The sequence below is a fragment of the Lelliottia sp. RD5 genome (assembly GCF_056032945.1).
Genome location: NZ_JBVYHQ010000005.1, coordinates 113,148 through 133,980 on the forward strand (window position 1 = coordinate 113,148; position 20,833 = coordinate 133,980).

Genomic DNA, 20,833 nt, shown 5'->3' on the forward strand with positions numbered 1-20,833 from the left:
GGAAGGAGAGATGTAAATTAATATATTCTTGTTAATTAAGACTAAAATATAAAAATAAAAGCTTAAATTATCGATGGAATATATCAATCATTGCAGGCGTATATAATTTTTAAATCTCACGTCGGGGGATTTTTTATTAGCAACCGGCGGCAATATAGTCGCCGTTGGCACTGATGGGGATCACCGTCAGGAATAGCACTGTCGCAAACAAGATCAGCACGATACCTCCGGCAATTTTTGCCGCTGGCACCAGCCAGCTCATCGTAGAACCGCCACCAAAGAAAGCGACCGTTCGTTCCCGCGCATAACGCACCGCCAACGAGAGTCCCATAATCGACAGCGCGGTACCGAGCGACATGGTCATCACCGCCGCCATTCCCCACGTCACAATTCCCAGCGCATTTGAGAACATCAGAATCATGATCGCGCCGCTGCATGGTCGCGCCCCGATGGCCAGAATCACCCCCAGACGCGTTTTCCAGTCGCCTTTTTCCACATCTGCATTTACACCATGATGCCCACAACCGCAGCGCTCATCGTGCTGATGGAGCGGTTTTACGCTGTAAATCGAGACGCTACGCGGCCGCAGGCTTTTCAGCGTTTGGTAAATCATAAAGACACCGAATGCGCCGATCAGCACTGCGCTGATTTTCTCCACGTACCAGCGGCTGGCGCTGAGATCGCCAGAGGCGAGGTTAAATCCAACGGCCAGAATAAACACAAACAGTATGGCGCTGACGCCTTGCATCAGGCTACCGAGAAATGGCACGACGCGTGCGGCAAGCTGGCTCTCTTTATTGGTGCTGAGATAGGTCGTGACGATGAATTTGCCGTGCCCCGGCCCGATGGCGTGAAGCACGCCGTAAAAGAACGCGCCCGTCAGTAACCATAACCCACCGCTGTACTGATGATTATTCAGCTGCAACAGATACATCACCAGATAGCGATGCAGCGTGATTTGTGTGGCGAGACACCATTGAATAAAAGCGCTCCAGTGAGCATGCAAGGTAAACCCGGTAAACAGAACCAGCAGAAAAAGCAGTCCTGCCGCAGGAATACGCCAGTCGCGTGTGAGAGTTTTTGTCGTCATGGTGCGGCCTGTAAGGAGGGCTGATTCTGGGGCAAGTATAGCGCGAGCCGTGAGGTGGCGAAGGCATTTTACGGTGCGCTCACGGGCTGTTAAACATTCGCCAAAGTAGACTTTATGTGTCGACGCCTGTCCGTCGCGGTAAACCAAGGGTTGAGTAAAACGGTTATCCCGTTCATCTGTCGTGACAGCGGCATGACACAATAGTGTTCGCCCTTTGATTTCTCTGTCTGAAAGGGCCTCGCGCAAAAAAACGTTATCTCTCTGACGACGGAAATTTGCGTGGCCGGGAGGTTTTATTTTCCGCCAGCCTCTTAATCCTCCGTCACTCCTTCGCCATGTTTCCCTTTCACCCATGCGACGCGGCGATGGAACATTTTTCTCAAAGCCCGGCCAAGTGTATTGAACCAGCCAGTCGGGCGCGGGTCGGCCAGCATGCTCATGGCGCGAGCGTAATCCAGCACCAGTCCTGGCGTCCAGGCCATTGTTTCGGCGCGTTTTCGCAGCTGCAACGCGACCCACAGCTCAGGTGTGGATATCAGTTTTCCAATCGAGAGCCAAAAGCCGCGCTTTTGCCACAACCTGCCGACGGAGCCTTCAAGCGCGGCTTCCAGCGCTCTTGCCACGCTGCTGGAACAGTTACGATGCGTCAGATTATAGGATTCATTTTGGCGGTAGTTTTCCCAAAAGGCAGCCAGACGCGTTTCGCTGTAATTGCGAATCCGCACCTTTCGGGTGGAGTGACACCATTTACTGGATTCGGTGACGTAATCCGACTGGAATTCACCCGGCACGTTATTTTCGGGCGTTGCGCGTAACAAGCGGGCGAAGGCATCGGGCGAGCGATCGATCTCAACGGCGGGATATAAACTGATGTAAACCCCGCCAGGGGATTCCAGCGCTGCGTGACCGGTCGAGATGACGCCATTTTTATCCACGGCAGCAATGTAACGGCTGATCACCGGACGGGAGATCGTCTCGCCAGGTGCCGAGCCAACGGGCGTCCAGACGTGAACCGTCAGCGCTTTTTCATCGTCTTCTGGCGGGCCGTCCCACTCCACCACGGCGGGCTGATGCGTCTCCGCTTCTTCCATATACTCTTCGCCTTTCAGGCCAGGGTTGGCTGCCGCCACTTTGACCCGGTTAGCGAGGATAAACATATTCCAGCCCGCAAAGGCCAGACCGAGGCCGAGGCAGTACGGAACGGTACCTGAATAATTCGAAGGCCACGGTTGATAGAAGAAAATCGCCAGCGCAATTTCGACGATCCCTCCTGCCAGGGCAGGCCGCCAGCGCCGATAGCGCACCACGATGGCCGAGGCAATTTGGAGCGCGCCATCCAGCAAGAACAGCGTGCCGAAGATCATTGCCAGCACAATATTACCGTCGTGGTTTCCGGCGAGGATGAGCACGGCGGCCAGCGAAAACGTCGCCCCTTTGACATAGCGCAAAATGCGCTGTCCGCCCATGCCGCTGTGTGCGACCAGCAAGGTGGCGACGCCCTCGACCAGCAGCAGACACGCAAAAGGTTCGATAGGGAAGTAGAGCACGCCGTCCAGTGCGTCGATAAAAATAACCGTCCCGGCGATGAGCGTGACCCACCCGAAGCGCCGCAGTCCGCGCCAGTGCGAACGCAGATAATCAACGCCGAGCAGAATCAGGATCAATCGCATCATAAGAGGGGCTTCCGGAATTGGCCTCCCACATTTATAACCCACGCAGGGCGGAAGTGCCTCAGGAAATGATAGCGAGTTGAAGGGAAGGGGCCGTCCATCGTCATGCCCATATCGATCGTGACCGATATGGGCATTTAGCTCAGCCTTTTAAACGTTAGAAGGTTTCCCAGTCGCTGTTATTGACAGCGCTACTGGTCAAACTGCGCGCCTCGGATTGTCGTACTGCGGACGAATGCTCCAGTCTCTGCGGCTTAACGGTGGTGGCGAGTTTTACCGTGTTGGCTCCGGCATGATTCGGTAAAGTAAAAACGGCTACCGCTTGTTCCAGTTGCGCCGCCTGATCTTCCAGCGAGCTGGCGGCGGCTGACGATTCTTCAACGAGCGCGGCGTTTTGTTGGGTAGAGGTGTCCATTTCAGCCATCGCCTGTGCAATCTGCGCAATGCCACGACTTTGCTCATCGGAGGCGGCAGCAATTTCGCTCATGATATCGCGCACCTGAATGACCGATTTCACCGTCTCACCCATAATAGAACCGGCGTGCTCTACCTTCACAAAACCGCTATCTACTTTTGATACCGATTCATTAATCAGTGCTTCAATTTCTTTGGCGGACTGCGAACTGCGTTGCGCCAGGCTTCTCACCTCTCCAGCAACCACGGCAAAACCACGCCCCTGCTCACCCGCACGCGCCGCTTCAACTGCCGCGTTGAGCGCCAGGATGTTGGTCTGGAAGGCGATACCGTTTATCACCGAAATAATTTCTGAAATACGCTGCGAGCTGTCACGGATATCTTTCATTGTGGCGATTAATTCATCGACCACTGCGCCGCCATCGTTGGCCTTCTGCGACGCCTGCTCGGAGAGCTGACGGGCCTGATGCGCATTCGAGGCGTTCTGCTGCACGGTAGACGTCAGCTGCTCCATACTGGCAGCCGTTTGCACTACCGCCGCAGACTGCTGTTCAGTGCGGGCCGACAAATCCATATTACCGGCAGCGATTTCCGTTGAGGCCCGGCTCACGCTTCCTACGCCGTCGCGCACGTTATAAATAATGTCTTTCAGATTCTCATTCATCGTAGACACGGCCTGAATCAGCTGGCCGGTTTCATCTTTGCGATTATTGATCAACGTACCGGTGAGATCGCCTTTCGCGATCTGCTGCGCAAGAGTCAGCGTCTGATTCAACGGGGCGGTAATTGAGCGGGTAATGAGCCAGGCCAGTATTATCCCGAGGATGACCACTGTCAGGGCGGTGGCTCCCATCATCCATTCGGCATTGCCAACAAACTGTTTTGACAGTTCTTGCTGGTAGGTGAACCAGCTATTGATGTCTGTGCCCAATTGCACGCCTAAGCGCGAAAACTCGGCCTGCGTGTCTATCTGTTTTTTCAGCGCCTGTTGGTAAGCGTCAAGGGCATCTAAATAGCGCTGTGATGCGGCAAGACCGCGAATGAGTATTTTCTGCTGGTCGGTCGATAATAACGGGCGCAGTTTTTCAGCCATCGCGACAGCGGCGGGAATTTGATCTCTGATTCCCTGTTTGCTCACCTCGAGCGGATTAAGGGTAAAGTTCTCAATGCGGGTGACGATGTCGTTCCATTCAAATGCCAGGTGCGCCATATCGCGTGACGTTTCAATCGATAAGCCTGGCTGATGGCTAAGCGCATCTAAGTCGACAGAGCTTTTGTACAGATCGGTGGTGTTAAGGGTCTGAGCCAATTCAGCTCGCTTGTCAAAAGCATCCAGGAAAATGGCGCGAACCACGAGATCGGTTTTAAACAGCTCATCCACCTTGTCAGCACTCGCTTTCCCTACAGGTCTCCACTGAAACTGCTCATGGAGCTGCGCGATCAGTTCACCCATCCGATTCATGGCTGCTGTGTTGACGTCACGATCCTTTTGATTGTTTGTAGACTGGAAAATCAACCGACTGGATCGGGCATTCCCGAGCGAATCCATTAACTTTACCATCACCGCTGTTTTTGCCGAATTGTCCTGAATTTGTTCAAAACCGCGAATACCGGTTAAAGCAACAATCACTGTCAGAAGCAGCACGATGGCAAATCCGAGACTCAATTTTTTACCGATTCGCAAATTTGCAAAATAAGTAAATTTACTTTGATGCTGGGTCATTATTCCGGTCCACATAGATAAAGAAGAGAATAGGATGATTTTCAGAAGGTTATTTCTCTCAACATCCCGCATCTCAACTATCGGCAACCGCGTTTTAGAATTTATTCTGTATTTTAACCCTGCAGAGATTAAAGGTCTGATTGGTGGTTATCTGATTGATTTATTTAACTAAAATAAACTTACTACGCTAATGCTTAGCAGGGTGGAATTGTCATTATTAATATAATATTCAATGGGTTAAATATCCAGTGGGGTAAGTTGACGCAATCAATTTTCAGTCTTGATAGGTCATTAAGCGTGATGAAACAGGGCTTTTTTCTCGTTTGGTTTAAATACTGGTTTTTTACGTTGATGATGAAAATATATATTAATATTTTTTCTGTAAAAACAATGATGTTGGAACCGGAATAAATCATTTAGGCGCAGAGTAAACAAGAGAAGAAAAAATCGAGCAATGCTTAATGGCTGATATCAAATATAAAAATATCCAGGCGTGCCTGCGACTATCCTGATTTACTGCATGGCGTCATGATGTTAACAAACGAAATAAAGGATTCTGGATGACTGCACAGTGGCTGAAAGCTCTGGCGGGTGTGTAGCGACAAAAGAGGATGTCAGATGTGCGTGGATTTTGTTGGGATGGGAGATGGGTGACGCGTCATCGAACGGATTTGAGGGCGACGCGTGCTTCCAAAAGCAAAAAACCCGCCATAGGCGGGTTCTTCTAAATAGTGGTGCCCGGACTCGGAATCGAACCAAGGACACGGGGATTTTCAATCCCCTGCTCTACCGACTGAGCTATCCGGGCAACGGAGCGCATTAAACCTTAATCCCGTTTGGTCGTCAACCCTAATTCGGGGAAAGCTGTTCAACTGCTTAACTTTACGGCAATCTGTCGATCTACGCGTCGATTTTGCACAAATCTTCCAGACAAAAACGCCAGGGCGAGCAATGCTGATTGTGATGAGGGGGAAGTATGGCAAACGACTGGCTTGAGCTGCGTCAGCATGCGGAAACAGGTATTGAGACGATCAAAGCGCACTTTGAAGGCCACGCCTTCGATCCGCACTGGCATGACAGCTATCTGGTGGGCATTACCCTGTCTGGCACGCAGCAATTCCACTGCCGCCGCGAGCGGCATCGCAGTCATCCCGGCGATGCGTTTTTACTGGAACCGGGTGAAATTCACGACGGTGACGCGCCGGTAGACGGTGGTTTTACCTATCTGACGTTTTACCTCGATGAGCAGTGGCTGACAAATACGCTGCACGGCTTATATGAATCCACGCCGGGAAGTTACTCGCTGCATTTCGCGCAAACCCTGACGCGTGAACCGCAGCTAGTGCGTACCATCAGCGACACGTTTTCCACGCTTCACAATGATGAGATGAAGATCGTGCAGCAGAGCACAATGGATAATCTGCTCGCACAAATCACGTCCCATTGTCACTGGCGCAAAAGATTGCCCTCTCAGCTTCAAAGCGCCGCGGTTGCTCATCGTGCGCGCGATTATTTGTATGCGCACATGGGAGACAATATCGGCTTGTCCGATCTGGCGCGAGAAACAGGCACCGATCGCTTTACGCTGACGCGCTGCTTTAAACGCGAATTCCACCTGGCACCGCACGCCTGGCTTATCCAGCTGCGCCTGGCAAAAGCGCGTCAAATGTTGGGAATGGGCAAGCAACCTGTCGAGGTGGCCGCGGCGCTCGGTTTTGCCGATCAAAGTCATTTAGGACGCTGGTTCCAGCGTGCCTACCGCATAACACCTGCCCATTACCGTCGGTTGTGCACAAACCTTCCAGACGTTTCCAGAAAATAGCGGCACAGTCAGGACTCTAAAAATAAGGAGTCACCTGTGGATCTGATGCCGTTTCTGCTGTTTGCGTTTGTCGCTTCAATAACGCCCGGACCGACCAATATTCTCATTTTGACCAACAGTCAGCACGTTGGCGTTATAAAAACCGTGCCTGCGATTCTGGGGGGATGTGGTGCGGCAAGCCTGATTGTGTTGATTTCTGGCGCGGGGGCAGGGGAGATTTTGCGTCAATATCCGCTGGTGCGTCAGGTGATGAGCTTGGCCGGCGTGCTGTGGCTGAGTTGGATGAGCTGGCAGCTTTTCAGCGCGCCAGCGGCAAATTTATCGACAGGAACACATCGACGGTTTACCGCTCGCGCGGCGGCATTATTGCAGGTGATCAACCCAAAAACATGGATGATGGCGCTGGCGGTTGTGAGCTTGTTTACACCCGCAGGCGCGAATGCGCTGCACGATGTGGCGTTAATGGCGCTGTGGTTTCTGATGATTTCGATGGCGTGTTTGATGTGCTGGGCATGGCTGGGAAAAGCGGTGAATCGGGTGTTTCGCACCACCGTGGCGATGGTGCGCTTTCAGCGCCTGATGGCGCTGTGTCTGTTCATCTCCGCGTGGGCGGGAATGCTGGCTTAGGTTAGCGCGCCGCCCATGCGACACTGGGCAAAGCGCAGAATATCTTCTGCCAGACGATGCGCCGTCTCAACGTCAGTCAGGCTACGATTGATTAGCATGCGGCTCAGGCAGCCCTCCAGCACCAGTTCCATCTGTTTGGCGACCATTGCCGGATCGTCGACCTCAAGCTTTGTGAGCAGCTCATGGGTAAAGTCGTGAGCGGCACGTTTTTGCTGATCGGCGAGCTGATGGATCGGGTGGTCCGGATCCGGGTAGAACGTGCAGGCGGCGATAAACAGGCAGCCTGGATAGCGGTTGTTACGCACGCAATCCGCCAGCGCGGTATAGCGCGCCAGTACTTTTTGCTCGGCCGTCAGCTCTTCGTTCAGCATGAGCTGTCTGCGCCAGATATCGACCTGTTGGCTAAGATAGCGGAGCGCATCGTAGAGCAGCGCTTCTTTATCCGGCCAGAAACGGCGCAGTTCATCCAGAGGATAATCGATGCGTTCGGCGACCATCTCAAGCGTGGTGCTGGCGATCCCTTGTATCTCAAGTAATTGCAGGGCTTGTCCCAGTACGTCTTCACGTTGCACGGTTTTCTCCTCCCAATGCTAACGGTTTATCCCGTTAACAGTGTCGTTTACGGTTGGCGATCGCGCAAATGCGCGCTGAACGCTGTTGCATCCATAAATCCTGTCACCCGCTCGCTCGGCTGCTCTTCTCCCTGCTCATTGAAGAACAGAATAGTCGGCAGGCCGAGCACGCTGAGTTGTTTCAGTAAAGCCTTGTCCTGCGCGTTATTAGCGGTAACGTTCGCCTGCAACAGGACCGTATCTTTTAACGCATTTTGTACCAGCGGATCGCTAAAGGTGTATTTTTCGAACTCTTTACAGGCGACGCACCAGTCGGCGTACAGATCGAGCATGACGGGTTTACCTTTTGCCTGCGCCAGCGCTTGGTGCAGCTCATCAACGTTGCTGATTTGAATAAAGTTAAGATGAGCCTGATTTTGCGCTGCAGGTGTACCAAATGCCCAATCCTGAAGCGGTCGCACGCTGATCAACGCAGCCGCCAGCAGGATGATTTGCACGATGCGCATCCACCCTTTTTGTGCCTGCAGGCTGGTTATAAACGCCCAGCCGAAGAACGCGACGCCAAGAAGCGCCCACAGACGAAGGCCCCCTACGTCACCAATCACGCGCTCCAGGAGGAACACCGGCAGCGCCAGGATGACGAAACCGAAGGCGATTTTGACCGTTTCCATCCACGGCCCGCTTTTCGGCAGCAGACGGTTACCAAACACGGTGACCAGAATCAGCGGCAAACCCATGCCCAGCGCGTACAAATACAAGGTGCCGCCACCCAGCCACATGTTCCCGCTTTGTGCGATGTAGAGCAGGATCGCGCTCAGCGGCGCGGTGGTGCACGGCGAGCAAATCAGCCCGGCAATCGCGCCCATCACAAACACGCCGCCAGCGGAGCCGCCTTGCTGACGGTTGCTCATCAGCGTTAAACGCGTTTGCAGCGATGACGGCAGTTGCAGGGTGAACAGGCCAAACATCGACAGCGCCAACAGGGTAAAGACCACTGACAGGCCGATAAGCACATACGGATGCTGAAGCGCGGCCTGGAACTGAAGTCCGGCGGCGGCGACCACAATCCCGAGCGCGGTGTAGGTGAGCGCCATGCCCTGAACGTAGATGAACGCCAGCAGCAATGCGCGACCGGTGGATAAACGTTGTTTACCGCCGAGCACGATGCCTGAGATGAGTGGATACATCGGCAACACGCACGGCGTAAAGGCGATACCGATACCGATGAGTAGCGCCCACAATGCGGAGAACGGCAGCTCTGCACTGTCTTCCCCCTTCTCACTGGACGGCGGTACAGCAGGCTGAGCAGCCGCAGCCACTTCACTGAGCGGCACAATTTTGGTTTCGGGCGGATAGCAGAAACCCGCGTCGGCACAGCCCTGATACGTCACGGTGAGCGTCGCGCCTTTATCGGCCTGATTGACGCTAACCGGCACGACAAGCTGGTGGCGGTAGATTTCACTTTTGCCGTAAAACTCGTCTTCGTGCCACTCGCCCGCAGGCAGTTGCGGCTCGCCGATTTTCGCATTGGCTGGCGTGATGCTGACCTGTTTGCGATAGAGGTAGTACCCGTCTTTGACCTGCCAGTTGAGGCTGAGATCGTGCTGGTTTTGCTGGAAGTCGAAGACAAACGCCTGGTCAGCAGGAATAAAATTGGAGCGGCCAGGTGCGTCGAACAACCCGGCAAAAGCTGATGTGCTGCACAGCAGCAGGATCAGCGTAAAGAAGCGTTGAGCCATGAGAGATAGTCGTTATCGCCGTGGGACACTGGGAGCACCAGCAGTTCCGGAGTCTGGTAGGGATGATGAGATTTGAGGCAATCCAGCAGCGCCTGCTGATGCGCTACCGTGGTTTTGAGCAGCATTTGCACTTCGTACTCTTGCTCAAGCTTGCCTTCCCAGTAGTACAGGGAGGTGGCGCCAGGCAGGATCGTGACGCAGGCAGCGAGCTTGTCAGCCAGTACTTTGGCGGCCAGCTCCTGAGCAGTCGCTTCATCGGGAGCGGTACAAAGTACAACAACGGCGTCAGGCGTGTTCACAAGTCGACCTCCTCATCGCGAAAAAATCACTATATCACGGCGGGTCGGAGGTCATTAATGAATCGGGCCGCTGAGCGGCCCGAATTTAACAAATTTTACAACATCAAACGCTTAAAGAATCACGCTACCGATGAGGAAACCGAAGCACACGGCAAACACTACGCCCATCGTGCCTGGAATAAAGAACGGATGGTTAAAGACGAAACGCCCGATGCGCGTCGTCCCGGTATCGTCCATCTGCACGGCTGCGACAAGCGTCGGGTAGGTTGGCAGAATAAACAGGCCAGAAACGGCAGCGAAGGAGGCGACCGCTGTCAGTGGCGACACGTTCAGCGCCAGCGCCATCGGCATCAGCGCTTTCGCCGTCGCGGCCTGAGAGTACAGCAGCGCGGAAGCCACAAAGAAAATCACCGCCAGCAGCCACGGATGGCCCTGAATCACGGTGCCTGCGGTATCTTTAATCCAGTCGATATTGTGGGAGACGAAGGTATCACCCAGCCACGCCACGCCGAGAATACATATACAGGCGCTCATCCCGGCTTTGAAAGTACTGGAGCTGAGTATGCTGTCCGTTTCCACGCCGCACAGCACGGTGGTCAGGGTCGCGACGCTCAGCATAATAATCAGGATCGCGTTGGTGGTATTCATCAGCGGCGTTGCCACCAGACCCAGGCTTGGGCTGTTGACGATGGCATAAATCACCACGCAGACCACCCCCAGCAGGAACAGCAGCACCGACAGTTTTGCGCGTGGTTTGATCTCAACTTTATTTTCACCGCGCAGTTCGATCAGACCTTCTTCCAGACGTTTCAGGTACACCGGATCGTCAGAAAGTTTGGAGTTAAACAGCGTGGTGACCAGGAACGACATCAGCAGTACGGCCAGCAGCGTCGACGGGATCACCACGGAGAGCAGATGAATATAGCTGACGCCATGGCCTTCCATTACCGATGACATATACACCACCGCGGCAGAAATCGGCGAGGCGGTAATCGCAATCTGCGCAGACACCACGGCAGTCGACAGCGGGCGGCACGGCTTAATACCTTGCTCTTTCGCCACTTCGGCAATAACCGGCAGCGTCGCCAGAGAGATGTTGCCCGTACCGGCAAAAATCGTCAGGAAGTAAGTGACGACTGGCGCGAGAATGGTGATGTATTTCGGGTTTTTGCGTAGCAGTTTTTCGGTTTGATTAACCAGATAATCCAGACCCCCTGCAATCTGCATAGCCGAGATGGCCGCAATCACCGCCATGATGATGGAGATCACGTCAAAAGGGATTTTCCCCGGAGCGACACCAATGGCTGCCAGAACCAGTACGCCCAATCCCCCGGCATAGCCGATACCAATTCCTCCTAGCCTGGCGCCGATGAAAATCGCCGCTAAAACGATAATCAGCTCAATGACAATCATAATCGCTTCCTTGAATGTTAGATGTTGGATACATAAATGTTATTTTTGTGATGTCCTATAAAAGCAAAAAGGCACGTCACCGGGTGACGTGCCTTTCGGAAATTTAACCGGAACGGTTACTGTTCGCTTTCATCGGTATACCGTTTCGCTTTATATGCCGGATGCATCAGGTTTTGCGCCGAGAAGATATCATCCAGTTCGGCCTCTGTCAGCAATCCACGCTCAAGTACGACTTCGCGCACGCTCTTACCGGTTTCAGCACAAATCTTACCAACGATATCGCCGTTGTGATGGCCAATGAACGGGTTCAGATAGGTGACGATGCCGATAGAATTGTAGACGAAGCTTTCACACACGGCTTTATTGGCCGTGATGCCGTTGATGCATTTTTCCAGCAGGTTGTAGCATGCGTTAGTCAGGATATGGATGGATTCAAACATTGCCTGGCCAATCACGGGCTCCATGACGTTCAGCTGCAGCTGGCCGGCTTCGGAAGCCATGGTGACGGTGATGTCGTTACCGATGACTTTGAAGCACACCTGATTCACCACTTCTGGCACTACCGGGTTCACTTTGGCTGGCATGATGGACGAACCGGCCTGCAGCTCTGGCAGGTTGATTTCGTTCAGGCCAGCGCGCGGGCCGGAAGAGAGCAGGCGCAAGTCGTTACAGATTTTGGACAGTTTAACCGCCAGGCGTTTCAGCGCACTGTGCACCATGACGTAAGCGCCGCAGTCGGACGTCGCTTCGATCAGGTCTTCGGCTGGAACAACCGCGAGGTTAGACACTTCTGCCAGCTTCGCGACGGCCAACTGTTGATAACCGTCTGGTGTATTCAGACGAGTCCCGATGGCCGTTGCGCCGAGGTTGACTTCAAGCAGCAGTTCGGAGGTACGCAGAATGTTGCGGGTCTCTTCATTCAACAGCACGTTAAACGCGTGGAATTCCTGACCGAGGGTCATCGGCACCGCATCTTGCAACTGGGTACGACCCATTTTCAGAATGTCCTGGAACTCCACCGCTTTGCGCTGGAAGCCGTCGCCCAGTTGGTTAATCGCGTCGATCAGTTTCAAAACAGAAGCGTAAACCGCGATGCGGAAGCCGGTCGGGTAGGCGTCGTTAGTAGACTGGCATTTGTTTACGTGGTCGTTAGGATTGAGGTACTGGTACTCACCTTTCTGGTGACCCATCAGCTCCAGGCCAATGTTTGCCAATACTTCGTTGGTGTTCATGTTCACGGATGTGCCTGCGCCGCCCTGATAGACGTCGACGGGGAACTGGTCCATGCATTTTCCGTTGTTCAACACTTCATCGCAGGCTGCGATGATGGCATTTGCAGCGCTTTTAGGAATGGTTTGCAGCTCTTTGTTTGCCAGCGCTGCCGCTTTCTTCACCATCACCATACCGCGTACAAACTCAGGGATGTCACTGATTTTGTTGTTGCTGATGTAGAAGTTCTCAATCGCTCTCAGAGTGTGAATACCATAATAGGCATCCGCTGGAACTTCCCTGGTACCCAACAAATCTTCTTCGATACGAATGTTGTTTAACATGTGAACCTTCTTTTAAAGCTGCCGATGGATTGTACTAAACACACAGTAGATATGTGGTTTTGAATATTTGCTGACCGACGATTATTCCCTCAATCAGCCAGATATCCGAGATGATATGCTGATGATAGCGAATTGCCGTAATCTGGATCACTTATTATCGCCCTCGCGGCATGATAATTATTAATCTGTGAAATGAGTCACCGCTTGAATGTTTCCAAAAAAATATCCGTGCAAACCGATTGAATTTTGGCTAACCGTCACCATTTCAAAGAAACGCGAATCGCAAACACATTCAGACAGGGGCCAGACGGCGTCTGCCATACAGGAGAAGCCAGTGCGCTGGATACCTTTTATTGCTATTTTTCTCTACGTTTACATAGAGATTTCCATTTTTATCCAGGTCGCCCATGTGATGGGAGTCCTGCTGACGCTGATCCTGGTCATCTTTACATCAGTAATAGGTATGTCGCTGGTACGTAATCAGGGTTTCAAAAATTTCCTGTTAATGCAGCAAAAGATGGCGGCCGGTGAAAGCCCTGCTGAGGAGATGATCAAAAGCGTGTCGCTGATTCTTGCTGGTCTGCTGCTGATCCTGCCAGGATTTTTCACCGATTTCCTGGGCCTGTTGCTGCTGCTGCCGCCAGTGCAAAAGCTCCTGACGATGCGCCTTTTGCCCCATTTGCGTTTTAACCGGATGCCCGGTGGTGGATTCAGCACCGGGCCGGGAAATGGAGACACCTTCGAAGGGGAATACCAGCGTAAAGACGATCAGCGTGACCGCCTCGATCATAAAGATGACGACCGCTAAGACAACAACGCCCGGCTTTGCCGGGCGTTTTGCTATCTAATGATGCTGCGCTTGGGCAGTAAGAACCATAGCCCCGCCAGCATAATAATCGCGTAGAGGCTTTTCCAGCCCACCATGGCCAGCAGGAGCATACACAGCACGCCACCGATGACCGCCAGCACTTTAAAACGCCCCGTCAACAATCGACATCCTGCCAGCATACACAGCAGGTAAATCATAATGAAAATGCCGTTGGCATAGATAATGAGCGCATCCAGATTGATGTTGAGCCAATAAATGCCGAGCGTACTCAACACGCAGCAGCCCAGCACCGCGTTTAATGCATTTATCGGCAACTGGCGCTTCGACAGGCGTGACAGACGGCTGTTCGGCTTGTATTGCGCCTGGGACCACATCAGGCGAGCAAAACTTTGAATGTAGATGTTCAGGCTGGCGAAACAGGCGAGATAGCCAATCACGCAGGCAATCCACAACGCTTTCACTCCAAACAGTTGTACAACGATCCCCGGCAGCGATGCGGCCGCAGCGGTATCTGAGCCGTAGGCGTTAAAGTGCAGCACCAGCACGGTACATGCCCAGTAAACCGTCCCGGCCAGCAACAGGCCAATCATCAGCGCGCGCGGAAAATCACGTTCAGGCTGTTTAAATTCTGATGCCAGATGCGCAAAAGCTTCCAGCCCGACAAAGCACCAGAACATCACCGAAAGCGCGGCGAAGAGTTGTGAATGATTCACGTCCGATATGGCCGGGAACGGAATTTCGCCCACGCGAATGTCACCCGCCCACCAGATCGCCGCGATCAACGCCACAATCAGTATGGCGACCAGCGTTTGCAGGTTGGCGCTGGAGCTGGCCCCGCGTGAACCCACCCACCAGACGATCGCCAGCGTGCCCAGCTCAGCAAACAGCAGTTGCTCATCGTGCCAGCCAAACAGTGCCTGGCCGAAACCGGTGGCGATATGCAGGGCGGCGGGTAAGCCAACCGGAATCACCGACAGAAAAAGCCAGCCCGTGACGCGCTCCAGGCGCGGCCCAAACGCCATGCCGACAAAATGCGCCACGCCGCCAGCGCTGGGGAAATGGCGGCCGAGAATTGCGAAGACAATGGCTATCGGAAAGACCAGGGCGATCAACACTGGCCACGCCCACAGGCTGTTGTTTCCGGCCACCAGCGCCGCCAGTGCGGGCACCGCAAACACGCCGGTTCCCAGTAAGGAGGTTGAGAGTAAACCCACGCCCTGCGCAAGTCCCAACTCCTGTTTTAGTCCACTCATTGACCTCGTCCTGCCACTGCTAAAAGAGAAGCGATGGTAACACTTTCGTAAATTTTTTTTCGACAACCCCTTGAAGGGGCAGTTTTCGACCCCCATCTCTCAGGTCACCAGTCGGTAAACCTTTTACGGCCCGGCGTCTTCCATAACTGATAATGACTTTCTCGAAGGAGAGCTATCAATGAGTATTCGTCCGTTACATGATCGTGTGATCGTCAAGCGTAAAGAAGTTGAAACCAAATCTGCGGGCGGCATCGTTCTGACCGGTTCTGCAGCAACCAAATCAACTCGTGGCGAAATCATCGCTGTCGGTAAGGGCCGCATCCTGGAAAACGGTACTGTGCAGCCACTGGACGTTAAAGTGGGCGACATCGTGATTTTCAACGATGGTTACGGCGTGAAATCCGAGAAGATCGACAATGAAGAAGTGTTGATCATGTCCGAAAGCGACATTCTGGCAATTGTTGAAGCGTAATCCGCGAACGACACTGAACATACGAATTTAAGGGAAAGATAAAATGGCAGCTAAAGACGTAAAATTCGGTAACGACGCTCGTGTGAAAATGCTGCGCGGCGTAAACGTACTGGCAGACGCAGTAAAAGTCACCCTCGGCCCGAAAGGCCGTAACGTAGTGCTGGATAAATCCTTCGGCGCTCCAACCATCACGAAAGATGGTGTTTCCGTAGCACGTGAAATCGAACTGGAAGACAAGTTCGAAAACATGGGCGCACAGATGGTGAAAGAAGTTGCCTCTAAAGCGAACGACGCTGCAGGCGACGGCACCACCACCGCAACCGTACTGGCACAGGCTATCATCACTGAAGGTCTGAAAGCGGTCGCTGCGGGCATGAACCCGATGGATCTGAAACGTGGTATCGACAAAGCGGTTATCGCCGCTGTTGAAGAGCTGAAAACCCTGTCCGTACCGTGCTCTGACTCTAAAGCTATTGCGCAGGTGGGTACTATCTCCGCTAACTCCGACGAAACCGTAGGTAAATTGATCGCTGAAGCGATGGATAAAGTCGGTAAAGAAGGCGTGATCACCGTTGAAGATGGTACCGGCCTGGAAGACGAACTGGACGTGGTTGAAGGTATGCAGTTCGACCGCGGCTACCTGTCTCCTTACTTCATCAACAAGCCAGAAACTGGCGCTGTTGAACTGGAAAGCCCGTTCATCCTGCTGGCTGACAAAAAAATCTCCAACATCCGCGAAATGCTGCCTGTTCTGGAAGCCGTTGCGAAAGCAGGTAAACCACTGCTGATCATCGCTGAAGATGTTGAAGGCGAAGCGCTGGCGACGCTGGTGGTTAACACCATGCGCGGTATCGTGAAAGTGGCTGCCGTTAAAGCACCTGGCTTCGGCGACCGTCGTAAAGCTATGCTGCAGGACATCGCAACCTTGACTGGCGGTACCGTTATCTCTGAAGAGATCGGTATGGAGCTGGAAAAAGCGACTCTGGAAGATATGGGTCAGGCGAAGCGCGTCATCATCAACAAAGACACCACCACCATCATCGATGGCGTGGGTGAAGAAGCCGCTATTCAGGGCCGTGTTGGTCAGATTCGTAAGCAAATCGAAGAAGCGACCTCTGATTACGACCGTGAAAAACTGCAGGAGCGCGTAGCGAAACTGGCTGGCGGCGTTGCGGTTATCAAAGTCGGTGCAGCGACCGAAGTTGAAATGAAAGAGAAAAAAGCACGCGTTGACGATGCTCTGCACGCGACCCGTGCAGCAGTGGAAGAAGGCGTGGTTGCAGGTGGTGGCGTAGCGCTGATTCGCGTGGCGTCTAAACTGAGCGAACTGCGTGGTCAGAACGAAGATCAAAACGTGGGTATCAAAGTTGCGCTGCGCGCAATGGAAGCGCCACTGCGTCAGATCGTGCTGAACTGCGGCGAAGAGCCTTCAGTAGTGGCTAACACCGTGAAAGCGGGTGACGGTAACTACGGTTACAACGCTGCAACCGAAGAATACGGCAACATGATCGACATGGGTATCCTGGATCCAACTAAAGTGACCCGTTCTGCTCTGCAGTATGCGGCGTCCGTAGCGGGTCTGATGATCACCACCGAATGCATGATTACCGACGTGCCGAAAGGCGACGGTCCTGACTTAGGTGCAGGCGGTATGGGTGGTATGGGTGGTATGGGCGGCATGATGTAATTTGCCCGCGCCCGGCATCCTTCAGGCTGCAGATGCGTTGGCTGCGTTCGCGAACCCCAGTCACTTACTTCAGTAAGCTCCTGGGAATTCACGAACTTGCCGCCTTCCTGCAACCAGAATGATTTGGGCGTATACGTCCCAGAATTGAAAAACCCTCAGGCAGAAATGTCTGGGGGTTTTTCTTTTGGTCATCTTTTTAGTATAAGGTTTAGACAGGGACAACGTTTGTCCAGCTTATTGAAAACGAGGAATAACATGCGCGTAACAGTCTGTGCAGGGATCGTAGGGGCAGCAATGCTGCTGGCGGGTTGTAGCTCCAGTAACGAGCTATCCGCAGGTGGTCAGAGCGTTCGCTTTGTGGAAGATAAGCCGGGCAGCGAATGTCAGCTAGTAGGCACGGCGACCGGTGAACAAAGTAACTGGATGTCAGGCCAACACGGTGACGAGGGCGGTTCAATGCGCGGAGCGGCGAACGCGCTACGCAATCAGGCAGCAGCGATGGGTGGGAACGTGATTTATGGCGTCAGCAGCCCAACCCAGGGCGTGCTGTCGAGCTTTGTCCCGACCGCCAGCACAATGAACGGTCAGGTTTATAAGTGCCCGAATTGATCGATGTTTTCTGAGCCCCTCTCCCGCGGGAGAGGGGATTGTTCGGTGCAAACATTCTGTCGAATAGGTACAGGACTCGTCACCCTCTTCCAGCAGAAGAGGACTGGGGAATTAATTCTGCCGCAGCTGTAAATCTAGCGGCGTTTTACTTGGCTCACCGCCGATTTCTCTCGCCAGTTTCGGCACCATATAGCCGGAAACAAGCGTCAACAGCTCCCGCATAATCTGCCGGGCTTCTTCATCGCTCACCATGAAGTGCGCTGCACCCTGAACCCTGTCCAAAACGTGCAGGTAATAGGGCATTACCGATGCATCAAACAGGGCGTTACTCAGGTCAGCAAGCGTCTGAGCATTATCATTCACGCCGCGCAGCAGCACGCTTTGATTCAACAGCGTCACGCCCACGTTACGCAGACGCGTCATCGCAGAGCGGAACGCCTCATCAATTTCATTCGCGTGGTTAATATGATTGACCAACAGGATTTGCAAAGGGGACGCTGCAAATCGGGAAACCAGACCGTCAGTAATGCGCGCTGGGATGACAATCGGCAAACGGCTGTGAATACGCAAACGCTTAATATGCGGGATCGCTTCCAACTGCGTGAGCAGCCAGTCAAGCTCGTGATCCTTCGCCATGAGCGGATCGCCACCGGAAAAAATAATCTCATCCAGCTCGGGATGGGCCGCAATATAGTCCAGCGCCACCTGCCAGTTGCGCTTATTGCCTGGATTTTCGGCGTATGGGAAGTGACGGCGGAAGCAATAACGACAATTTACCGCGCAGCCTCCTTTCACCAGCAGCAGTGCGCGGTTACGGTATTTGTGCAGTAAACCGGGCACGACGCTGTTCTGCTCTTCTAACGGATCGGTGCTAAAACCGGGGGCGGCAACAAACTCATCTTGCGATGTAAGCACCTGTTTTAACAGTGGATCGTTAGGATTTCCTTTCTCCATGCGTGCGACAAATGCCCGTGGCACACGCAGCGCAAAGAGACGCTTTGCCTCACGGCCAGCCAGCATATTTTCATCAGAGTCTATATTCAACAGACGCAGCAGTTCATCGGGACTGGTGATGACATCGGCAAGTTGCGATAACCAATCTTCTCTGTACGGGGTATTTAGGGTTACAATATGCGCCATTTTGTGGCTTAGCTACCAGTTAACAATTTTCAGAGGGCCTTATGGCGACTTACTATAGCAACGATTTTCGTGCTGGTCTTAAAATCATGATGGATGGCGAACCGTATGCGGTTGAAGCGAGCGAATTCGTTAAACCAGGTAAAGGCCAGGCATTCGCGCGCGTTAAGCTGCGCCGCCTGCTGACCGGTACCCGCGTTGAGAAAACCTTCAAATCTACTGACTCTGCCGAAGGCGCAGACGTAGTCGATATGAACCTGACTTACCTGTACAACGACGGTGAGTTCTATCACTTCATGAACAACACGACTTTCGAACAGCTGTCTGCTGATGAGAAAGCCGTGGGTGAGAATGCGAAATGGTTGTTGGATCAGGCAGAGTGCATCGTGACTCTGTGGAACGGTCAGCCAATCTCCGTAACGCCACCAAACTTTGTAGAACTGGAAATCATCGAAACCGATCCAGGCCTGAAGGGTGACACTGCTGGTACTGGCGGTAAGCCAGCCAAACTGTCTACCGGTGCAGTGGTTAAAGTACCGCTGTTCGTACAGACTGGCGAAGTCATCAAAGTCGATACCCGCTCCGGCGAATACGTATCTCGCGTGAAGTAATTCATGTAAAAGACTTAAGGCGCAGCGCTCGCTGCGCCTGTAATATTCAGGCAGGGATGATGAAACGTACGATTAAAATTCTGCTGATGCTGACCCTTTCCAGCGCCATCCTGTCTGGCTGCAATACCGCGCGTGGTGTAGGCGAAGACATTAAATCCCTCGGCCATGCCATTTCTCACGCCGCCAGCTAAAACGTCTAATTTTCCTAAAAATCGGCCCTTTTCCGTCGAACGGATGGATTTTGTCTATCCTTAAGTAGCTATACACAAATAACATTGGCTATAAAAGGAAGATATTATGGTTAAGAAAACAATTGCAGCGATCTTTTCTGTTCTGGTGCTTTCCTCGGTTCTGACCGCCTGTAACACCACGCGTGGTGTAGGTGAGGATATTTCGGACGGCGGTAGCGCAATTTCTGGCGCAGCGACGAAAGCGCAAAACTAAGCAGTGTGATATCCGGACGGTACGGGATACGAACGATCGCCGTACCGTCAGCTTTGTACGGCCTGAAGTGACAAAAACGGTGAAAAACGGGTATCCATATGTAGCTTCACGCGGATATTTCGTTTGTAGGTATACACCGTTTTACTGTTAATGCTGAGCTGCCCGGCTATCTTCTGATTGCTGGCGCCTTCCATCCAGAGCGTTAAGACTTTCTCTTCCTGTCTTGTCAGAAGGGGTTGTGTGACGCTCGGCGACGCACATTGAACACGAGTGCTCAATGCTTCGTTAATGACTTTCGCCAGCAATTCCAGTCGGGCACTTTTGCAGAGAGTGGCCCACAGCGGGTATTGCTTAATATACCCTGACATATCTGTCTGTTCGCTGGATTGCAGTAATATAAACGGCAGCCTCTCGCTCGCGTTAAGCAGCGAAGATAATTGCTGCGCATCATTCATATCCTGCATAAAACTATTTAAATCAGCGATGACCAGCGTCGGTTTCCAGTGGAGAATATGTTCTCTCGCCAGGAAAAGGTTATTCACACCCGTTATTGTAAAATCGCCGGTGAACAAACCTGAATGATTGAGCCATGCTTCAAGCCCTGAACGGGTGAAGTGACAACGGTCAATCAAAAGAATTTTAAACATGTCGTTTTCGCATCAGGCAAAGGGATAAGCTGACTGTCATCAGAAAGGCCCCTATCTTAAACAAGTCCGATGAGTGATAAAGGAGCGAACTCCGTTACATACCGCGGCTATTTCCGGCTATTACCTGTCTTTTAGAAATGGATTGAAATAAATTCGCTTTCTGCGGAAAATACACACTCTGCTTATGCCTTGCGGGACGACCTGCAAGCGCTTCGAACATCG

General features: G+C 52.9%; 20 protein-coding genes and 1 tRNA gene. 9 read left to right on the forward strand and 12 right to left on the reverse strand.

Annotation, left to right across the window (positions count from 1 at the left end):
• Positions 1 to 136 precede the first annotated feature (136 nt).
• From AC0LWE_RS16215 to AC0LWE_RS16230, 4 genes are all read right to left on the reverse strand, one after another.
• On the reverse strand, positions 137 to 1,090 hold the full coding sequence (locus AC0LWE_RS16215) for a nickel/cobalt transporter (protein WP_174342729.1): 954 nt from the start codon (positions 1,088 to 1,090) through the stop codon (positions 137 to 139).
• A 311-nt stretch (positions 1,091 to 1,401) separates the two neighbouring features.
• Positions 1,402 to 2,763: an HdeD family acid-resistance protein gene (locus AC0LWE_RS16220; RefSeq protein WP_059179901.1), complete on the reverse strand. Its 1,362-nt coding sequence runs from the start codon at positions 2,761 to 2,763 to the stop codon at positions 1,402 to 1,404.
• A gap of 154 nt (positions 2,764 to 2,917) precedes the next feature.
• The gene (locus AC0LWE_RS16225) at positions 2,918 to 4,897 is read right to left on the reverse strand and encodes a methyl-accepting chemotaxis protein (protein ID WP_202668063.1); all 1,980 of its coding nucleotides are present in this window, start codon (positions 4,895 to 4,897) and stop codon (positions 2,918 to 2,920) included.
• Positions 4,898 to 5,629: 732 nt separating this feature from the next.
• A tRNA-Phe gene (locus tag AC0LWE_RS16230) sits at positions 5,630 to 5,705 on the reverse strand.
• Positions 5,706 to 5,873: 168 nt separating this feature from the next.
• Here AC0LWE_RS16230 and AC0LWE_RS16235 point away from each other — a divergent pair.
• Both AC0LWE_RS16235 and AC0LWE_RS16240 read left to right on the forward strand, forming a co-directional pair.
• On the forward strand, positions 5,874 to 6,719 hold the full coding sequence (locus AC0LWE_RS16235) for an AraC family transcriptional regulator (RefSeq protein ID WP_059179903.1): 846 nt from the start codon (positions 5,874 to 5,876) through the stop codon (positions 6,717 to 6,719).
• A 36-nt stretch (positions 6,720 to 6,755) separates the two neighbouring features.
• Positions 6,756 to 7,346, forward strand: coding sequence for a LysE family translocator (locus tag AC0LWE_RS16240; protein ID WP_474265842.1), 591 nt, complete (start codon positions 6,756 to 6,758; stop codon positions 7,344 to 7,346).
• Here the strand turns inward: AC0LWE_RS16240 and AC0LWE_RS16245 are convergent.
• The 5 genes from AC0LWE_RS16245 to aspA all read right to left on the reverse strand — a co-directional run bounded on the left by AC0LWE_RS16245 (position 7,343) and on the right by aspA (position 12,922).
• Complete coding sequence (locus AC0LWE_RS16245) at positions 7,343 to 7,918, reverse strand: transcriptional regulator (protein ID WP_059179905.1); 576 nt, start codon at positions 7,916 to 7,918, stop codon at positions 7,343 to 7,345. The two genes, AC0LWE_RS16240 and AC0LWE_RS16245, sit on opposite strands and share 4 nt — an antisense overlap.
• 47 nt (positions 7,919 to 7,965) lie before the next feature.
• Positions 7,966 to 9,657, reverse strand: a complete 1,692-nt coding sequence (locus AC0LWE_RS16250) for a protein-disulfide reductase DsbD (protein ID WP_219347144.1) — start codon at positions 9,655 to 9,657, stop codon at positions 7,966 to 7,968.
• On the reverse strand, positions 9,633 to 9,956 hold the full coding sequence (gene cutA / locus AC0LWE_RS16255) for a divalent cation tolerance protein CutA (protein WP_059179907.1): 324 nt from the start codon (positions 9,954 to 9,956) through the stop codon (positions 9,633 to 9,635). Before cutA ends, AC0LWE_RS16250 begins: the two co-directional genes overlap by 25 nt.
• A gap of 111 nt (positions 9,957 to 10,067) precedes the next feature.
• On the reverse strand, positions 10,068 to 11,369 hold the full coding sequence (locus AC0LWE_RS16260; protein WP_059179908.1) for an anaerobic C4-dicarboxylate transporter: 1,302 nt from the start codon (positions 11,367 to 11,369) through the stop codon (positions 10,068 to 10,070).
• Positions 11,370 to 11,485: 116 nt separating this feature from the next.
• On the reverse strand, positions 11,486 to 12,922 hold the full coding sequence (gene aspA / locus AC0LWE_RS16265; RefSeq protein ID WP_059179909.1) for an aspartate ammonia-lyase: 1,437 nt from the start codon (positions 12,920 to 12,922) through the stop codon (positions 11,486 to 11,488).
• Positions 12,923 to 13,256: 334 nt separating this feature from the next.
• Between aspA and AC0LWE_RS16270 the strand changes: the two genes are divergently transcribed.
• Complete coding sequence (locus AC0LWE_RS16270; protein WP_174342724.1) at positions 13,257 to 13,730, forward strand: FxsA family protein; 474 nt, start codon at positions 13,257 to 13,259, stop codon at positions 13,728 to 13,730.
• A gap of 32 nt (positions 13,731 to 13,762) precedes the next feature.
• Here the strand turns inward: AC0LWE_RS16270 and yjeH are convergent, their stop codons facing one another.
• On the reverse strand, positions 13,763 to 15,004 hold the full coding sequence (gene yjeH, locus AC0LWE_RS16275; protein ID WP_202668059.1) for an L-methionine/branched-chain amino acid transporter: 1,242 nt from the start codon (positions 15,002 to 15,004) through the stop codon (positions 13,763 to 13,765).
• Between the two features lie 178 nt (positions 15,005 to 15,182).
• Here yjeH and AC0LWE_RS16280 point away from each other — a divergent pair, with 178 nt between their 5' ends.
• The 3 genes from AC0LWE_RS16280 (at position 15,183) to AC0LWE_RS16290 (ending at position 17,772) form a co-directional block, all read left to right on the forward strand.
• Positions 15,183 to 15,476 (forward strand): co-chaperone GroES, encoded by a 294-nt coding sequence (locus AC0LWE_RS16280; RefSeq protein WP_011915590.1) that lies wholly within the window; start codon positions 15,183 to 15,185, stop codon positions 15,474 to 15,476.
• A 43-nt stretch (positions 15,477 to 15,519) separates the two neighbouring features.
• Positions 15,520 to 17,163, forward strand: a complete 1,644-nt coding sequence (groL, locus tag AC0LWE_RS16285; RefSeq protein ID WP_059179911.1) for a chaperonin GroEL — start codon at positions 15,520 to 15,522, stop codon at positions 17,161 to 17,163.
• Positions 17,164 to 17,418: 255 nt separating this feature from the next.
• Positions 17,419 to 17,772: a DUF4156 domain-containing protein gene (locus AC0LWE_RS16290; RefSeq protein WP_202668058.1), complete on the forward strand. Its 354-nt coding sequence runs from the start codon at positions 17,419 to 17,421 to the stop codon at positions 17,770 to 17,772.
• 111 nt (positions 17,773 to 17,883) lie between these two features.
• Here the strand turns inward: AC0LWE_RS16290 and epmB are convergent, their stop codons facing one another.
• Positions 17,884 to 18,912, reverse strand: coding sequence for an EF-P beta-lysylation protein EpmB (gene epmB, locus AC0LWE_RS16295; RefSeq protein ID WP_219347143.1), 1,029 nt, complete (start codon positions 18,910 to 18,912; stop codon positions 17,884 to 17,886).
• Between the two features lie 41 nt (positions 18,913 to 18,953).
• On the opposite strand from epmB, the gene efp reads away from it, so the two are divergent.
• From efp to ecnB, 3 genes are all read left to right on the forward strand, one after another.
• The gene (gene efp / locus AC0LWE_RS16300; protein ID WP_011915594.1) at positions 18,954 to 19,520 is read left to right on the forward strand and encodes an elongation factor P; all 567 of its coding nucleotides are present in this window, start codon (positions 18,954 to 18,956) and stop codon (positions 19,518 to 19,520) included.
• Positions 19,521 to 19,579: 59 nt separating this feature from the next.
• Positions 19,580 to 19,711: an entericidin A/B family lipoprotein gene (locus AC0LWE_RS16305; RefSeq protein WP_059179914.1), complete on the forward strand. Its 132-nt coding sequence runs from the start codon at positions 19,580 to 19,582 to the stop codon at positions 19,709 to 19,711.
• Positions 19,712 to 19,817: 106 nt separating this feature from the next.
• Complete coding sequence (ecnB, locus tag AC0LWE_RS16310) at positions 19,818 to 19,964, forward strand: lipoprotein toxin entericidin B (protein ID WP_006178941.1); 147 nt, start codon at positions 19,818 to 19,820, stop codon at positions 19,962 to 19,964.
• A gap of 47 nt (positions 19,965 to 20,011) precedes the next feature.
• Here ecnB and AC0LWE_RS16315 read toward each other — a convergent pair whose 3' ends face one another.
• A complete protein-coding gene (locus AC0LWE_RS16315; RefSeq protein WP_131486885.1) occupies positions 20,012 to 20,611 on the reverse strand; it encodes a response regulator transcription factor in 600 nt (199 codons plus the stop codon).
• Positions 20,612 to 20,833 lie beyond the last annotated feature (222 nt).